Source organism: Streptomyces sp. NPDC051567 (genome assembly GCF_044454165.1).
Lineage (GTDB): Bacteria > Actinomycetota > Actinomycetes > Streptomycetales > Streptomycetaceae > Streptomyces.
On sequence record NZ_JBITDK010000010.1, the window covers coordinates 97,110 to 114,709 of the forward strand.

6 protein-coding genes are annotated in these 17,600 nt (G+C 69.8%); all 6 read left to right on the forward strand.

The window, feature by feature from the left end; all coding sequences use genetic code 11:
• Positions 1-110 precede the first annotated feature (110 nt).
• The 6 genes from ACIA5F_RS14205 (at position 111) to ACIA5F_RS14230 (ending at position 17,590) form a co-directional block, all read left to right on the forward strand.
• A complete protein-coding gene (locus tag ACIA5F_RS14205; RefSeq protein ID WP_399352515.1) occupies positions 111-12,323 on the forward strand; it encodes an amino acid adenylation domain-containing protein in 12,213 nt (4,070 codons plus the stop codon).
• 96 nt (positions 12,324-12,419) lie between these two features.
• Positions 12,420-13,400, forward strand: coding sequence for a TauD/TfdA family dioxygenase (locus ACIA5F_RS14210; RefSeq protein WP_399352517.1), 981 nt, complete (start codon positions 12,420-12,422; stop codon positions 13,398-13,400).
• Between the two features lie 59 nt (positions 13,401-13,459).
• Positions 13,460-14,716, forward strand: a complete 1,257-nt coding sequence (locus tag ACIA5F_RS14215) for an MFS transporter (RefSeq protein WP_399352519.1) — start codon at positions 13,460-13,462, stop codon at positions 14,714-14,716.
• Between the two features lie 54 nt (positions 14,717-14,770).
• The gene (locus ACIA5F_RS14220) at positions 14,771-15,943 is read left to right on the forward strand and encodes a cytochrome P450 (protein WP_399352521.1); all 1,173 of its coding nucleotides are present in this window, start codon (positions 14,771-14,773) and stop codon (positions 15,941-15,943) included.
• Positions 15,944-15,984: 41 nt separating this feature from the next.
• Positions 15,985-16,800 carry an ArsR/SmtB family transcription factor gene (locus tag ACIA5F_RS14225; RefSeq protein WP_399352523.1) on the forward strand — a complete coding sequence of 272 codons (816 nt, stop codon included), beginning with the start codon at positions 15,985-15,987 and terminating at the stop codon, positions 16,798-16,800.
• A 64-nt stretch (positions 16,801-16,864) separates the two neighbouring features.
• A complete protein-coding gene (locus tag ACIA5F_RS14230) occupies positions 16,865-17,590 on the forward strand; it encodes a thioesterase II family protein (RefSeq protein ID WP_399352525.1) in 726 nt (241 codons plus the stop codon).
• Positions 17,591-17,600 lie beyond the last annotated feature (10 nt).

The window sequence follows — 17,600 nt, forward strand, 5'->3', positions numbered from 1 at the left end:
TCGCCGCGCTTCCCGCGCACCTGCGAGACGCGCTTGCGAAGCGCCTGGCCGGCGGGTCCGACGCCGCCGGACCCACGATCCCCGCGGTCTCGCGCGCAGGGGCATTGCCCATGTCCCACGGGCAGCAGCGCCTGTGGTTCATGGAGGACTTCGCGCCGGGCAGCGCCGACTACCATCTGGCGCTGGCCCTGCGGCTGACCGGCCCGGTGGACGCGATGGCCCTGAGGGCGGCGGCCGGGGAGCTGGTGGCCCGGCACGAGGCGCTGCACACCACCTTCGAGATGGTGGACGGGCGCGGCATCCAGGTGCTGCGCCCCGATGCCGCGCCCCAGTGGACGGCCGCGGACATATCTGACGTTCCCGAGGCCCGCCGCGAGGAGCGGGCCCGTGAGCTGGTGCGGGCCGAGATGGGGCGCCCGTACGACCTCGGCAGCGGCCCGCTGGTACGCGTACTGCTGGTGAAGCTGTCGGCCGCCGAACACATCTGCGTCCTGGGAATGCACCACATCGTGATCGACGGCTGGTCGATGGGGATCGCGGCGCGCGAGTGGGGCGAGCTGTATGCGGCCGGGGTGGCACAGCGGGATGCGACGCTGCCCGAAGTGGCCCTCCAGTACCCGGACTTCGCTGCCTGGCAGCGTGGCCGGCTGGAGGAGGGGAAGCTGCTGACCGAGCAGCTGGCCTGGTGGCGCGAACGGCTGGCCGGACTCTCGCCGCTGGAGCTGCCCACCGACCGCCCCAGGTCTGCCGTACGCTCCTCGGCCGGCGCCGCCCAGCTCTTCGAGGTGCCCGCGACGACCCTCACCGGGATCAAGGACCTGGCGCGCCGGCGGGGCGCCACGCTGTTCATGGCCCTGACGGCGGCGGTCAACGTGCTCCTCGCCCGCTATTCGGGGCAGCAGGACATCGCGGTCGGCACCTCGTCGTCGGGCCGGAGCCGGCCGGAGCTGGAGCAGCTGGTCGGGTTCGTGGTCAACACCGTCGTGCTGCGATCCCAGGTCGGCCCTGACATCTCCTTCGGTGACCTGCTGGGGCAGGTCAAGGAGACCGTCCTCGACGCGTTCGCCCACGAGGACGTGCCGTTCGACCGACTGGTGGAGGCGCTGCAACCGGAGCGCGACACCAGTCGTACGCCGCTGATCCAGGCGAGCGTCGTCCTGCAGAACGCCCCTGCCGAGTCCGTGGTGTTCCCCGCGGTCGAGACCACCGAATACCCGCTGGACCGGGACGCGTCCCTGCTCGACCTCACCTTGGAGTTCGAGGAGCGCGACGGCAGCCTGATCGGGCTCGTCGAGTACAGCACCGAACTCTTCGACGCGGCGACGATCACCCGGCTGACAGGTCACCTCAACACCCTCCTCGCCTCGGCTGCCGCCGACCCCGGGCGGGCGGTGTCGGAACTGCCGATGCTGACCGATGACGAGTACCGGCAGATCGTCGTGGACTGGAACGCGACGGAGTCCACCGACGGATCCGACGCCCTCATCCACGAGCGGTTCGCCGAGCAGGCCGCACGGACCCCGGACGCGGTGGCCGTGATCAGCGAAGGCGACATCCTCACCTACCGTGAACTGGACGAGCGCGCCAACCAGCTCGCCCACCACCTGCGCGAGCACGGCGCGGGCCCGGGCTCCTTGGTCGGCCTGTGCGTCGAGCGCGGCAGCCGGATGGCCGTCGGCCTGCTCGGCATCCTCAAGGCGGGGGCGGCCTACGTACCGCTCGATCCGGCGTTCCCGGCCGAGCGGCTCGCCTACATGCTCCAGGAGTCCGGCGCCGGCCTGATCGTCACGCACGACGCGACCTGCGGCATCCTCCCGCACACGGACGCCGTGCTGGTGGGCCTGGAGGCCGACCGCACCACGATCGAGGGGCGGCCGGTCACGGCGCCCGACACCGCCGTCTCCTCCACCGACCTGGCCTACGTCATCTACACCTCGGGCTCCACGGGCAACCCCAAGGGCGTTGCCATCGAGCACCGCAACGTACGGCACATCTGCGCCGCCTGGGACGAGCAGTACGACCTGAGCGGGCTCGAGCTGCGTTTCCTGTCCGTCTCCAGCCTCTCCGTGGACCTCTTCTTCGCGGACCTCATCCGCTCGCTCCCCTTCGGCGGCGCGCTGATCATCGCGTCCAAGGACGTGGCCACCGACCCGTCCGCACTCCTCGACCTGATCGCGCGAACCGGAGCCACCGGCATCGAGATCGTGCCCTCCCTGATGAACGCCGTCCTGCACGAGGTCGAGCGGCGCGGCGACGGCTTCCCCCCGCTGCGGCTGATCTCCGTCGGCTCCGAGGGCTGGCGGGTCGAGGACTGCCTGGCGCTGCTGCGCCAGGTCCGGCACGACGCCGTCATCGTCAACGCATACGGCGGCACGGAGGCCACCGTCGACTCCACCGTCTTCGTCCCCTCCCACGATGCGCTGCGCGACAGCGTGTTCGTCCCCATCGGCAAGCCGCTGCCCAATACCCGGGTCTACGTCCTGGATGCCGCGATGCAGCCCGTTCCGGTGGGCGTGCCCGGCGAGATCCACATCGGCGGCGACGGCGTCGGCCGCGGCTACCACAACCGTGACGACCTGACCGCCGAGCGCTTCGTGACAAACCCCTTCAACAGCGCGGACCGGCTCTACCGCACGGGCGACCGGGCCCGCCTGCTGCCCGGAGGTGACCTGGAGTTCCTCGGCCGGGCGGACGACCAGGTCAAGATCCGCGGCTTCCGCGTCGAGCTCGGTGAGGTCGAGAGCGCCGTCCTGTCGCACCCGGACGTCGAGGACGCCGTGGTGGTGGCACGCCAGGAGGACTCCGGGCGCCGGCGCCTGGCGGCCTACCTCGTCACCGCCCGCGAACTGCACCCTTCCGACCTGCGCGGCCACCTCAGCGGCCTGCTGCCGGACTACATGGTCCCGGCCGTGTTCGTGACCCTGGACGAGCTGCCGCTGACCCCGGGCGGCAAGGTGGACCGGCGCGCTCTGCCGGAGCCCGACGCGGGCGCCGGCCGGCCGGACGATCAGTACGTGGCACCGCGCGACGAGGTCGAGGAGATTCTGGCCGGCGCGTGGGCGGAGGTCCTGGGCGTCGAACGCGTCGGCATCCACGACAACTTCTTCGACCTGGGCGGGGACTCGATCCTGTCCATCCAGGTCGTCTCCCGGGCCCGCCAGGCAGGTCTGGCGCTGACCTCCAAGCTGCTCTTCGTCCACCAGAGTGTCGCCGCACTGGCCACCGTCGTAGAGAAGGCCGCGGTCACCGCAGTGGCCGCCGATGCGGGCGCGGTCTCCGGGCGCGTCGAGCTCACCCCGATCCAGGAGTGGTTCTTCACGACGCACACCGTCAACCCGGACCACTACACGATGTCGGTGCAGGTCGAACTGGACCCCGTTACGGACAGCGCTGTCCTGGGTCGCGCGCTGGACGCCGTGGTCGCGCACCACGACGCGCTGCGGATGCGCTACGTCAAGCTCGGCGGGCGATGGACCCAGGAGTACGGCAGCCGCCCGGCCGGGGCCCTGCTCGATGAGCTCGACCTCGCCACCTCGGGCGCCACCGAACGCGACCGTGCCCTGGACGACGCCGCCCTCGCCGCCCAGCGGTCGCACGACCTGTCCACGGGCGAACTGGTGAAGGGCGTTTTCGTCCGGCTGGGCGAGGGCCAGGCGCCCCGCTTGTTCCTCGCGGTGCACCACGTGGTGATGGACGGCGTGTCGTGGCGCGTGGTGTTGGAGGACCTGGCCACGGCGTACGGCCAGCTCGCCGGCGGTCGGCCGGTCGACCTGGGCGGCAGGACCAGCAGCTACCAGCAGTGGTCGCAGCGGCTGGCCGACCATGTCCGCTCCGGCGGGCTCGACCACGAGATCGAGCACTGGTCCGGCGTGGCCCCGGACAACGCCCCGCTCCTGCCCACCGACCACTCCGGCGAGAACGTCACCGCGCACGAGCGGACCGTCGAAGTACGGCTGAGCCAGGCGGAGACGGACGCCCTCCTCCACCAGGTGCCCTCCGTCTACCGCACGCAGATCAACGACGTCCTGGTCAGCGCGCTGGGCCGGGCCATGACCCGATGGATCGGCCTGGACCGGGTGGTCATCGGCATGGAGGGCCACGGGCGCGAGGAGCTGTTCGACGACCTCGACCTGTCCCGCACCGTCGGCTGGTTCACCTCCCACTTCCCCGTGGCGCTCACCGTGCCAGGCGACCGCTCCTGGGGCGAGACCGTCAAGTCCGTCAAGGAGCAGTTGCGCGCGATCCCCGGCCGCGGCCTGGGCTACGACGCGCTGCGCTTCCTCTCCCGGCCCGGCACCCCGGGCCACTCGCTGCACCAGGACCGACTGCCGCAGATCAGCTTCAACTACCTCGGCCAGTGGCACGGCACGACCAGTCAGGACGGCCTCGTCCGTGACCGGCTGCCGGCACTCGGCCTCGACCACGAGCCCGACGAGCCCCGCCCGTACCTCCTCGACGTCATCGGCATGGTCGAGGACGGTCGGCTCGGCGTCAGCTGGACGTTCTCCGACAGGGTCTTCGACCCCGCCACGATCGATCGGGTCGCCGGGGAGTTCCTGGCGGCGCTGCGCGAGATCGTCGAGCACTGCCTGGCCGAGGGCAGTGGCGGCGCCACGCCGTCGGACTTCCCGCTGGCCGGTCTCGACCAGGCCGGCGTCGACCGGATCGTCGGCGACGGGCGCGCGGTGGAGGACATCTATCCGCTGACGCCGATGCAGGCCGGCATGCTCTTCCACACGCTGGCCGACCCCGAGTCGCCCACCTACTTCGAGCAGATGGCCTTCGTCTTCGACGGTGTCCCGGACCCGGACCTGCTCGCCCGCGCCTGGCAGGCGGTTACCGATCACCTGGAGATCCTGCGCGGCTCGCTGGTGTGGGACCAGGTGGACCGGCCGCTGATGGTGATCAACCGGCAGGCGGAGCTGCCCGTCCGGCACCTGGACTGGCGGGGGATGGGGGAGGCGGACCAGCAGGCGGCGCTGGAGCGCTTCCTGGCAGAGGACCGCGCCCAGGGCCTGAACCTGTCCGTCGCGCCGCTGGCCCGGCTGGCACTTATCCGGACCTCCGACACCAGCGTCCGCGTCGTGCGCACCTCCCATCACGTCCTCCTAGACGGCTGGAGCACCTTCCAGATGCTCTCCGAGCTGTCCTCGGCCTACGGGGCGCTGTCCGCGGGCGGGACGCCGGCGCTGCCGGCCCGGCGGCCGTTCAGCGCGTACGTCCGCTGGTTGGAAGAACAGGATCTGGCGCAGGCCGAGGAGTACTGGCGAGGGCTGCTGGCGGGCTTCGACGAGCCGACGCCGCTGCCGTACGACCGCCGCCCGGCGTCCAGCCACCGGTCGCGGTCCACCGACAGCCTGGTCGAGCAGTTCTCGCCGCAGGCGTCCAAGGAGCTGTTCGACTTCGCGCGGCGCCACCGGCTGACGGTGAACGCAGTGGTGCAGGGCGCCTGGGCGCTGCTGCTGGCACGCCACGCCGGTGAGCGGGACGTGGTCTTCGGCGCGACGGTCTCGGGCCGCCCTGTCGACCTGACGGGTATCGACTCGATCGTCGGCATGATGATCAACACCCTGCCCGTACGAATCACAGCCGGCACGAGCACGCCCGTCGCCCAGTGGCTGGCCGAGGTGCAGCGGGCACAGGTCGAGGCGCGCGGCTACGAGTATGTACCGCTGGGACAGATCCAGAGCTGGAGCGGCGTCGAGCGCGGCACCAACCTCTTCGACAGCCTCGTCGTCTTCGAGAACTACCCGATGAACGACCGGACGGCCGCTGACGAGGGCCTGCGACTGCGGGGCTTGGAGGGCGTGGAGGCGACGAACTTCCCGCTGAATCTGATCGCCTACGCCGGCGATGAGTTCGCGTACTCCCTGTCCTACGACGCCGAGCTGTTCGACGAGTCCACCATCGTGCGGCTGGCACGGCACTTCGAGACCTTGCTGACCGCCATGGTCGCCGACCCCCAGCGGGCGGTGTCGGCGGTGCCGATGCTCTCGGACGGCGAGTTCGACCAGGTCGTGCGCGAGTGGAACGCGACGAGTGCGGTAGAGGTCTCGGAAGACTCCGTCCTCGACCGGTTCGCCGCGTGGGTGGCCGCGACGCCGGACACCGTGGCCGTCACCTTCGAGGACACGTCGCTGACCTACCAGGAGCTGGACGAGCGGTCGAACCGGCTCGCCCACCACCTGATCGCCCTGGGGGCAGGCCCCGACCGCGTGGTGGGACTGGCCGCCGACCGCGGCCCACACATGATGGTCGGCCTGCTGGGAATCCTGAAATCCGGCGCCGCGTACCTGCCGCTGGACCCCGCCTACCCGGCCGAGCGCCTGGCGTACATGCTGCACGACTCCGGCGCGCGGCTGCTCGTGACCCACCAGGGCATACAGGACCGGCTGCCGGACACCGAGGCAGCGGTGGTGGACCTGGAGGCCGACGGACCGGTGCTGCGGGACCGGCCCGCGTCGGCCCCCGCGATCGACCTGCGCGGCGCACATCTGGCCTATGTGATCTACACCTCCGGTTCCACCGGCAAGCCCAAGGGCGTCGGCATCCCTCACGACAACCTGGCCAACCAGCTTGCGTGGCTCAAGACGGCCTTCCCGGTCGACCCCAGTGACCAGGTCCTGATGCGGACCTCCATCAGCTTCGACGTTTCGGTGTGGGAGCTGATGCTGTCGGTGCTCTCCGGTGCCACGGGCCACATCGTCTCCACGGACGTGTCCAAGGACCCGTTCCAGCTGGCCGACTTCATGGACCGGCGCGGCATCACCCTCGCGCAATTCGTACCCTCCCTGCTGGCCACGATCCCGCTGGAACGCAAGCCCAAGGCGCTCAAGCGGATATTCATCGGCGGGGAGCCGCTGCCCAAGGGCCTCGCGGACGCACTGTGCGCGGCGTGGGACCTGCCGTTGGTCAACCTGTACGGGCCCACCGAGGCAACCATCCAGATCACCGCGGCCGAATACCGCGGGCCCGGCGACGGCGACACCGTCCTGATCGGCGGCCCGATCGCGAACGCCGCACTGCTCGTGCTGGACGCGAACCTGCGTCCGGTGCCGGCCGGCGTGGCCGGCGAGCTGTACGCGGCCGGCCCCGTACTGGCCCGGGGATACATCAACCGGCCGGGGCTGACCGCGGAGCGGTTCGTGGCCTGCCCCTTCGGCGCTCCCGGAGAGCGGATGTACAGGACGGGGGACGTGGTGCGCTGGCGCGGTGACGGCCGGCTGGAGTTCATAGGCCGCGCCGACGGGCAGGTCAAGATCCGTGGCTACCGCATCGAGCTGGGCGAGATCGAGGGCGTGCTGGGCGCCCAGGAAGGAATCGGCCTGGTCTCCGTGGTCGTGCGAGAGGAGAACCCCGGCGACAAGCGACTGGTCGCCTACTTCACCGCGGACCGGGAGCTGACGAGCAGTGAGCTGCGCTCGGCTCTGGCCGGTTCGCTGCCCGACCACATGGTGCCGGCAGCGTTCGTCCACATGGACCGGATGCCGGTGACCCCGAACGGCAAGATCGACGTGAAGGCGCTGCCGCGGCCCGAGATCCAGGGCGGCCGGCCGGGCTGGACATACGTCGCCCCGCGCGATGCGGCCGAGGAGGCCCTGGCCGGGATCTGGGCGGAGGTGCTGGGCACCAAACGCGTCGGCGTTCACGACAACTTCTTCGACCTGGGCGGCAACTCCATCGTCGCCATCCAGGTGGTTTCCCGGGCGCACCGGGCCCTTGGCGTCCAGCTCTCGCCACGTCTGCTGTTCGACGCCCCGACGGTCGCGGCGATGGCCGCGTCGCTGGCACCGGACCAGGTGCCCGCGGACACCTCGATCCCGGTGGCCGACCGCACGGGCACGCTGCCGATGTCCTTCGGCCAGCAGCGCCTGTGGTTCCTCCAGGACTTCAACGAGGACAGCACGGAGTACCACTCCACGGCCGCCATGCGGCTGACCGGCGACCTGGACACGGCCGCGCTGCGCGCCGCCACCGTCGACCTGGTCGACCGGCACGAGTCACTGCGCACCACGTTCGACATGATCGACGGCCGGGGTGTGCAGCGCGTCCACCCGGTCCTGGAGCCACGCTGGATCACCGCCGACCTGTCGACGGCCGCCGCCGACGAACGCGAGGAGCGCCTGTCGGAGATTGTACGCAGCGAGTTGGCACGGCCGTACGACCTCGAGCGCGGCCCGCTGCTGAGGGTCCTCCTGGTGCGGCTGACCGCCGACGAGCACGTCTTCGCCATCGGCATGCACCACATCGTCACCGACGGCTGGTCGGTGGGCATCGTCGCCCATGAGCTGGGTGAGCTGTACGCGGCCCGGGTGCGGGGCGCCGAACCGCGACTGCCGCAGGTCCCGGTGCAGTATCCGGACTTTGCCGCCTGGCAGCGCGGCCGGCTGGAGGACGGCGGTCTGCTGGACACCCAGCTGGCCTGGTGGCGCGAGCACCTGGAGGGCATCACCCCGCTTGAGCTGCCCACGGACCGGCTGCGTCCCGCAGTGCGTTCCGCGGCCGGCGCGGCCTACGGCTTCGAGGTGCCGCTGCCCGTCGTCGAGGGGGTCAAGAAGGCGGCCCGTGAGCAGGGCGCGACCCTGTTCATCGTGCTGACCGCCGTACTGAAGGTGATCTTCTCCCGGTACTCGGGACAGCGGGACATCGCGGTCGGCACGGTCTCGGCGGGCCGCGGGCACGCCGGCCTGGAACAGCTGGTCGGGTTCCTCGCCAACACCGTCGTACTGCGCTCGCACATCGACCCGCAGCTGTCCTTCGGTGAGCTCGTGGGTCAGGTCCGGGAGACGGTCCTGGACGCCTTCACGCACGAGGAGGTGCCTTTCGAACGGGTGGTGGAGGCGGTGCAGCGGGAGCGCGACACCAGCCGCACGCCGCTCTTCCAGGTCATGGTCGTCATGCAGAACGCCCCGGGGATGAACCCGGAGCTGCCCGGCGTCCGAGTCGGAGACTTCGCCATGGAGCGGGACACCGCCCTGTACGACCTCACCATCGAGTTCGAGGAACACGAGTCGGGTCTGTCGGTCCTGGTCGAGTACAGCACCGAGCTGTTCGACGAGGCGACGATCGCCCGGTTCGCCGAGCACGTCGGAGTCCTCTTGGACGGCGTGGCCGCCGAGCCCAAGGCCCCCGTCTCGGCCCTCCCGCTGGTCACGGGGGCCGAGCTGGAGCGTGTGGTGCACGAGTGGAACGCGGCGCGCGCCGAGCCGGTGCCGTCCGGCGCGATCCACGACCACGTCGCCGCGATGGCCGCCGCCACCCCGGAGGCCACAGCCGTGTCCTGCGGTCGGGAGACCCTGACCTACCGGGAGCTGGACGAGAGGGCGAACCGGCTCGCGCACCACCTGATCGCGCTGGGAGCCGGCCCCGACCTGCTGGTCGGCCTGTCGGTCGAGCGCAGTGCGCAGATGGCCGTCGGCCTGCTGGGAATCATGAAGTCCGGTGCGGCGTACGTGCCGTTGGACCCTGCGTATCCGGCGGACCGGCTGGAGTACATGCTGCGCGACTCCGGAGCCGGGCTCCTGGTGACGCACAGGGGCCTGCAGGAACGGCTCCCGGCGGCCGACACCGTGATCGTAGACCTGGACCGCGACGCCGCCGCGATCGGCAGGCTGCCGGTCACCGCACCCCAGGTCCCGGTGACCGGCGCGGACCTGGCGTACGTCATCTACACCTCCGGCTCCACCGGGCGCCCCAAGGGCGTCGCCATCGAACACTCCACGGTGCTCAACCTGCTGGCGAACTGCCAGCCGGCCTACGGGTTCCACGAGCGGGACGTGTGGACGGTCTTCCATTCGTACGCGTTCGACTTCTCGGTCTGGGAACTGTGGGGCTGCCTGAGCACGGGCGGCCACGCGGTGATCGTGCCACAGGACGTGGCCCGTAGCCCTGAGGCGATGTGGACCCTCCTGCGCGACGAGGGCGTGACGGTGCTCAACCAGACGCCGTCGATGTTCCGCGAGCTCGTGGAGAGCGCGGCGGAGCGTGACGCCGGGACGCTGCCCGACCTGCGCTGGGTGGTCTTCGGCGGTGAGGCGCTGGAGCCGAAGCACCTGATGACCTGGTTCGACCGCTTCGGCGGCGGCGAGGAGCGGGGCGCGGCCCGGCTCGTGAACATGTACGGCATCACCGAGACGACGGTGCACGTCACCTATCAGGAGGTGCTGGCCGAGCACGTGGCGGCCGGCGGCCGCATCCCGGCGGGCAAGCCGCTGCCGAGCTACCGGGTCCTGCTGCTCGACGAGGCGGGTGCGCCCGTTCCCATCGGCGTCCCGGGCGAGATCCACGTGAGCGGCGCCAGCCTGGCGCGCGGCTACCTGCACCGGCCCGAGCTCACTGCCGAGCGCTTCCCGGCCAACCCCTACGGCGAGCCGGGGGAGCGGATGTACCGCTCCGGCGACATCGCCCGCTGGCGGGACGACGGCACGCTGGAGCACCTCGGCCGCGCCGACGACCAGGTCAAGATCCGCGGGTTCCGCATTGAACTGGGCGAGATCGAGACCGTCCTGGTCCGCCACGAAGGGGTGCGCGAGGCCGTCGTGGTGGCCCACCAGCAGGAGAGCGGACACCGCAGGCTGGTCGCCTACCTCGTCAGCGGCCACGACATCTCCACGCCGGAGCTGCGAGAGCACCTGGCCGGCTCGCTGCCCGACTACATGGTCCCGGCGGTGTTCGTCACGCTGGACGCCCTTCCGCTGACCCCGAGCGGCAAGGTCGACCGGCGCGCCCTGCCCGAACCGGAGGTGCACACGGACCGGCTCGACTCGGACTACGCCGCCCCGCGCGACGCGACCGAAGAGATCCTGGCCGCGGTCTGGGCCGAGGTCCTGGGCGTCGAGCGGGTCGGCATCCATGACAACTTCTTCCACCTCGGGGGCGACTCGATCCTCTCCATCCAGGTCGTCTCCCGGGCGCGGCAGCAGGGCCTGCAGCTGACCTCCAAGCTGCTCTTCCTCCACCAGAGCATCGCCGCGCTGTCCCGGCTGGTCGAGCGGGCTTCCGCCGCCGGCGGTGACTCCGGCACGGTCTTGGGCGAGGTCGGCCTCACCCCCATCCAGCGGTGGTTTCTCGCCGAGCACACCGTCAACCCGGACCAGTACGCGATGTCGGTGCACGTCGAGCTGGCCCCCGACACCGACAGCACCCTGCTCGGCCGGGCGCTGTCCGCCGTGGTCGCCCATCACGACGCGCTGCGGATGCGCTACACCCGTACGGATGGCGGGTGGGTCCAGGAGTACGGTGACGCCGTCGCGCCGTCGCTCCTGGTGCGCGACCTGTCCGAGGCGGACGATGCCGGGCTCGAACGGTCGCTCGAAGAGGCCGCGTCGACCGCTCAGAGGTCACTCGACCTGTCCGCCGGCACCCTGCTGCACGGCGTCTTCTTCCGGCTGGGCCGGGGGCGGCTGCCCCGGCTGTTCCTGGTCGTGCACCACCTGGTGATGGACGGCGTGTCGTGGCGCGTGGTGTTGGAGGACCTGGCCACGGCGTACGGCCAGCTCGCCGGCGGTCGGCCGGTCGACCTGGGCGGCAGGACCAGCAGCTACCAGCAGTGGTCGCAGCGGCTGGCCGGCCATGTCCGCTCCGGAGGACTGGACGACGAGGCGGAGTACTGGGCGGCCGCGGGCGGTCCGCCTGCGATTCCGCGCGACGGCTCGGCCGTCAACACCTACGGCGATACCGTGGCGACGACCGTACGGCTGGGCCGTGGGGCCACCGAGTCCCTGCTGACGCGGGTGCCCGGCATGTTCCGCACCCAGATCAACGACGTGCTGCTGGCGGTACTGGGCCGGGTGCTGGGCCGGTGGGCCGGCGCCCCCGTGACGATCGCGCTGGAGGGCCACGGACGCGAGGAACTCTTCGAGGATGTGGACCTGTCCCGCACGGTCGGCTGGTTCACGACCATCTACCCGGTCCGCCTCGACGTCCCCGAAGGAGACTGGGGGCGCGCCCTCAAGGCGGTCAAGCGCAGCCTGCGGGAGGTGCCCGGACGGGGCCTGGGGTACGGAGCCCTGCGCTACCTGTCCACGGCCGACCAGGCAGGCAGCGCGCTGGCCTCCCAGGAACAGCCGCACATCAGCTTCAACTACATGGGTCAGTGGGACCTCACCGCCGACCAGGACGGCCTGATCCGCGGACAGCTGGACGGGCTCGGCCAGGACCAGGCGCCCGAGCAGCCCCGACCGCATCTGATCGACATTGTGGCGGCCGTCATCGACGGCGAGCTGCGGATCGAATGGATACACTCCGCCGCCATCCACCACAGCGCCACCATCGAGCGCCTCGCCGACCAATTCCTCGAGGGATTGCGGCAGATCACCGAATAGTGCGCGCGTCGGGCCGCCAGGCATGCCGACGCACCACCCATCGCGAGTGCCCCGCGCCCCGGCGCGGGGCCGGCCAACGACTGAAAGGTCCCTCTTGTGGCCCGGTACGTTCTCAACCAAGACGAGAAGCTGGAAACAGCGGAGATCGCCGATCAGTTCCTGGGAAGTCACCACACCTGGGAGCCGCTGAACCAGATCGACGGGATCAGGGCCTCGGCCGAGAAGATCCCCTTGGGGGTACGGCAGTTCCTGGCCGCCTCCCGGGCCGGCGAGGAAGGCGTCATCCAGGTGGCCAACCTGCCCCTGAGCGACGACCTCGTTCCGACGCCCCCGAGCTGGCAGATCGCGGAGAAGGAGGGCGCCGCGGTCCGTGAGGAACTGGTCCTGCTCCTGATCGCCTCACTGCTCGGCGACCCGTTCGCCTGGCAGAACCAGCAGAACGGCCGCCTCGTCCACGATGTGTGCCCCGCCAAGGGCCAGGAGGCGTCGCTGACCAGCGCGAGCAGCGAAACCCAGCTGACGCTGCACACCGAAGACGTCTTCCACACCTGCCGTGGTGACTACGTGGCGCTCATGTGCCTGCGAAACCCGGATCGGGTGGGCACCACCGTGGCGAGCCTGGACTCCGTCACGCTGCCGCAGTCCCTGCGCGAAGTGCTGGCGCAGGACCGCTTCCGGTTCTACCCGGACGACTCGCACGTCCCTCAGCAGGAGACCGCCTCGGGGGAGCGGGCCGTACTGGACGAGCGCGACCACGAGTTGGCGTCCGTGCTCTTCGGCCCGGTGGAGGCCCCGTACCTCCGCATAGACGCGGACTTCACCAGTCCGCTGCCCGGAGACACCGAGGCCGAGGCGGCGCTGAAGGAATGCGCGGAGCTGCTGCGGGAGTCCGCTGGGCGCGTCGTGCTGGAGCCGGGTGAGGCGGCGTTCCTCGACAACTTCCGCGTCGTGCACGGCCGGGACGTCTTCACCCCGCGCTACGACGGTACGGACCGCTGGCTCAAGCGCACCAGCATGGTGCGCGACCTGCGCCGGACCTACGTGCACACCCGGGCCCGCGCCCGCGTCCTGGGCTGAGCCCTCAGCCGATTCCACTGGGCACATCGCCGCCTTGGACCACCGACGAAGGAGCAGCCATGACTCATCCGCAACACGGTAAGCGGGACTTCACCCTGTTGTGGGCGAGCCAGACCTTCAGCGAGTTCGCCTACAGCACATCCCTGATCGTCCTGCCGCTGCTCGTTCTGACGGTCACCGGCTCGGCCAGCCAGGCCGGCCTGGTCGGGTTCGCCGACGCCGTGGCCATCCTGGCGGCCGGGCTACCGGCCGGGGCCATCGCCGACCGCTACGACCGCAGGACCGTCATGCTGTGGTGTGAAGCCGTCCTGGTGGTGGTCTTCGGAGCCTTGGCGGTGATGCTGTGGGCCGGGGCCGCGTCGCTGACCGCGCTGCTGGCCCTGGCCCTGGTCAACGGGGCCGCCACGGCGGTCCTGCTGGCCACCGGCGAGGCCATGATCCCGACGCTTGTCGCACCGGAGAAGGTGTCGGACGCGGTCGCGATGAACTCGGCGCGCACCTACGCCGGTCAACTCGCAGGGACCTCTGCGGGAGGGTTCCTCCAAGCGGCCAAGAGTGCCTTCCCGTTCCTGGCCGGATCCGTGGCCCACCTCCTCGGCTTCGTCCTGTTGCTGTTCGTCAAGCGTCAGCCGGCCGCCCCGCGCCCCGAGACCAAGGGCTGGCCGGCCAAGGAGCTGCTGGAGGGGGTCACCTGGATCAGGACGCAACCGTTCCTGCGGCTCGGTATCGGCTTCGCGACGGCGACGAACTTCTTCTACGGCTCGGTCTACTTCATCGTCATCGCATCGGCGCAGACCAGCGGTATGAGCACCGGGCTGATCGGTGTCATGGCGGCTCTGCTGGGGGTAGGCGGACTGTTCGGCGCGCTGGCCGCGCCGAAGCTCCAGCGCGTGCTGACCGGCTCGCGCCCAATCTTCGTCGTCCTGTGGCTCTTCGCCGTGCTCACCGTCGCCATCGCGCTGCTGCCCGGCAGCTATACCCCGGGCATCCTGCTCGGCATCACGGCCTTCACGGCGCCGACGGCCAACGCGTACTTCACCACGTACCAGTTGCTGCTCACCCCGGACACCCACCGGGGCCGGGTGATGAGCGTGGCGAACATCTGCAGCGCGGGTGGCGGTGCGATCGCCCCCCTGGTGGGCGGGGTGGCCTACGACCTGTGCGGCCGGCTCGTCAGCCTGTTGGTCTGCGGGGGCGTCCTGGGGCTGGTCGCTCTGTGCGCCGTTCTGAGTCCGGTCATGCGCAACCCCCCGTCGCGCCACGGTGTGCCGGACGACCGGAGCCAACAGCCGGACCGGGTCGGGAACACCGCCTGAGATCCCTCCCGCCCCACCCCGCCATCGATCGACCCTGAGGAAAGACGGACCACCATGGACTTGGCAAACCCCGATCTCTACACGAGCGAAGCGCGCTTCGAGATGTGGCAGGAGTACGTGTCCTCACAGGCGAGGATCTGGAGCGAACCGGGATTCTCTCCGAATGGCTTCTGGTCCGTCTTCTCCCATCAGGACTGCAGTGCCGTCCTTTCCCCCAAGGCTCCCTTCACCTCCGAGCACGGCATGATGATCGGTTTCGACACCGAGAATTCCGACAGCTCTGGTGGCCGCATGCTCGTGGTCACCGACGGAAGCTGGCATGCCGCTCTCAAGCGGCTGATCGGGCCGTTCCTTTCTCGGCTGCGAGCCCCGGAGCTGAACTCGGTCCTGGAGCGCGAGGTCAAGGAAATCATCGACCGGATGAAGTCCCAGGAGACCACCGACGTCGCGCTGGAGGTCGGGCCCCGCCTCCCCGCCGCCATCGTCTGCGAGGTCATCGGCGTGCCGCTCAGTGACCGGGAGAGCCTGATCGAGTTGACCAACCACGCATTCGGGGGCGAGGAGAGCTCATTCGACAAGATGTCGCCCGCCGAAGCCCACTCGGAAATCCTCTTCTATTTCCACGAGTTGGCTGCCGAGCGGGAGAAGAAGCCAGGTGACGACCTGGTGAGCGCGTTGCTCGCCGACGGCCGGCTGGGCATCGATGATGTGGTCATCAACTGTGACAACGTCCTTATCGGCGGGAACGAGACCACTCGGCACTCGATCACCGGCGCCTTCCACATAATGCAAGCCTTCCCGGACGCCCTGGACAAGATCCACGAGGGCGGCGGTATAGTCGATCTTGCAGTCGAGGAGGTCGTCCGGTGGACGTCACCAGCGATGCATGTGCTTCGCGTGGCCACCGAAGACTGCACTGTCGGGGGGCAGCGGATACGGAAGGGGGACCCGGTGGTCGCCTGGCTGTCCGCAGCCAATCGTGACGAGCGGCTCTTCGCGGATCCGCACACTTTCCGACCGGATCGTAAACCGAACCGGCATTTGGGTTTCGGTACCGGACCGCACCATTGCCTGGGAGCCGCGCTGGCCCGTATCGAACTGCGTGGCCTGTTGGTTCAGTTGGCCGGACACGCGCGTTCCGTACGACTGGCGAGCGATCCCGAGTGGATGCGATCGAATCTGGTCCAGGGGTACAGCGGACTCGGTGTGTCCGTGGACTGGCGCTGAGCGGGCGTCACCCGTGGATCGAACAAGGGGGAAAATCGATAATGGTCATGCTACGCCTCACTGTTGAGGATCTGTCCAGAGTTCGCTTCATCGGAACCCTGGGTGCGGAATTCGAAACACGTTTCGCCGAGGCGCGGCTCGCCGAGTCGCAGCAGGACGTCTTCGTCGAATGGCGGCGAAGGGTTAAGCGGCGGTTACGCGCCATGAGCCCAGCCGAAGTCTACGCAGTCACCTCCCGAACCCGCCTGAGGTCTCCGGCCAGTTCCTCGACGATTGGCGACAGGAATTTCTACGCGGCCGCGGTGGAACCTTTCTGGGCGCAGATACGGAACTACCTGGAGCTGGCTCGCGAGGTATGCGGCCGGGCCGTCGTCTCCGGCGGTGTGGAGAGCGCACTCAACAATCTTCATCCAGCCATCAGCTGGGAAGCCCCGGTGCTACGGGTGAATCACGGCCCGCACGACAGGGAGATCGAACTCACTGGCAAAGGGCTGGTCCTGGCTCCGTCACTCTTCGCGCCGAATCCCCTGATGCTCCATTCGAGCACGGGGTGGCAGGGGACGCCGACCCTTGTGTACGCCGTCGTACCGGATGCCGATACCGCCGCCGGACTCTGGCAGGGCGCGGAGGGCGGAACTGCCTTGAGTGAACTCCTCGGGCACACCCGGGCGAGCGTTCTGGAGAGCGTACGCGTACCCGGTTCCACCGGCGAGATATCGCGCCGCCTTCACATATCGAATCCATCGGCAAGTAAACACGTGGGGGTTCTGCGACGGTCCGGTTTCGTGACGACGGAGCGGAAGAACAACTCTGTCGTCCACCGGCTGACTCTGCTGGGCGAAGCGGTTCTGGGCTGAGAAGCGGTTCTCGGTCAGACAAGTACGGGGAGATTTGTTCATGTCCAATACATCATCTTGGCTGGTGACGCACCAGCGAAACCCGTCGGCGGCTCGTCGCGTCGTTTGTTTTCCGCATGCCGGCGGGAGCGCGAGCTTCTTCCGGACGTGGGCCAAGGACCTCGATCCGGATGTCGAATTAGAGGCGGTCCAGTACCCCGGGCGGGAGAACCGCCTTGCCGAACCGCTGATCGCGTCGATGGGGGAGTTGGCGGCCGGCGTGGCCGAGGCGCTCAGCGCCGACCGGAGGCGCGAAACCATTCTGTTCGGCCACAGCATGGGGGCCGCGGTCGCCTATGAGACGTTACGGCTGCTGGAGGCGACGGGCACGTCCCGGGTCACCCGCCTGTGCGTGTCGGGGCGGGAGATATCGGGCTTCTCCGAATCGGTCGACTCCGGCCCGCGTGGTGACGACGACCTGCTGGCGACGATGGCGGACCTCGGCGGTACGCGGTCGGCGGTGCTGGACGACCCGGACCTGAGGGCCATGGTGCTGGACATCGTCCGCAACGACTACCACCTGATCGACACCTACCGGCCGGACCCGGAGGCCACCCCGGTGAGCGCGGAGGTCATCGCCCTGACCGGCGACCGGGACCCCCGGGTCGACGTGGACCAGGTCAAGGCCTGGGAGTCGGTCACTACCGGCGCGTTCTCCGTGAGGGTGTTCCCCGGTGACCACTTCTATCTGACCTCGCATGTCACGAGACTGCTGGAGATCGCGACCGCGCGACAGCGAGATCAGCTTTGAGCTCCCGCGT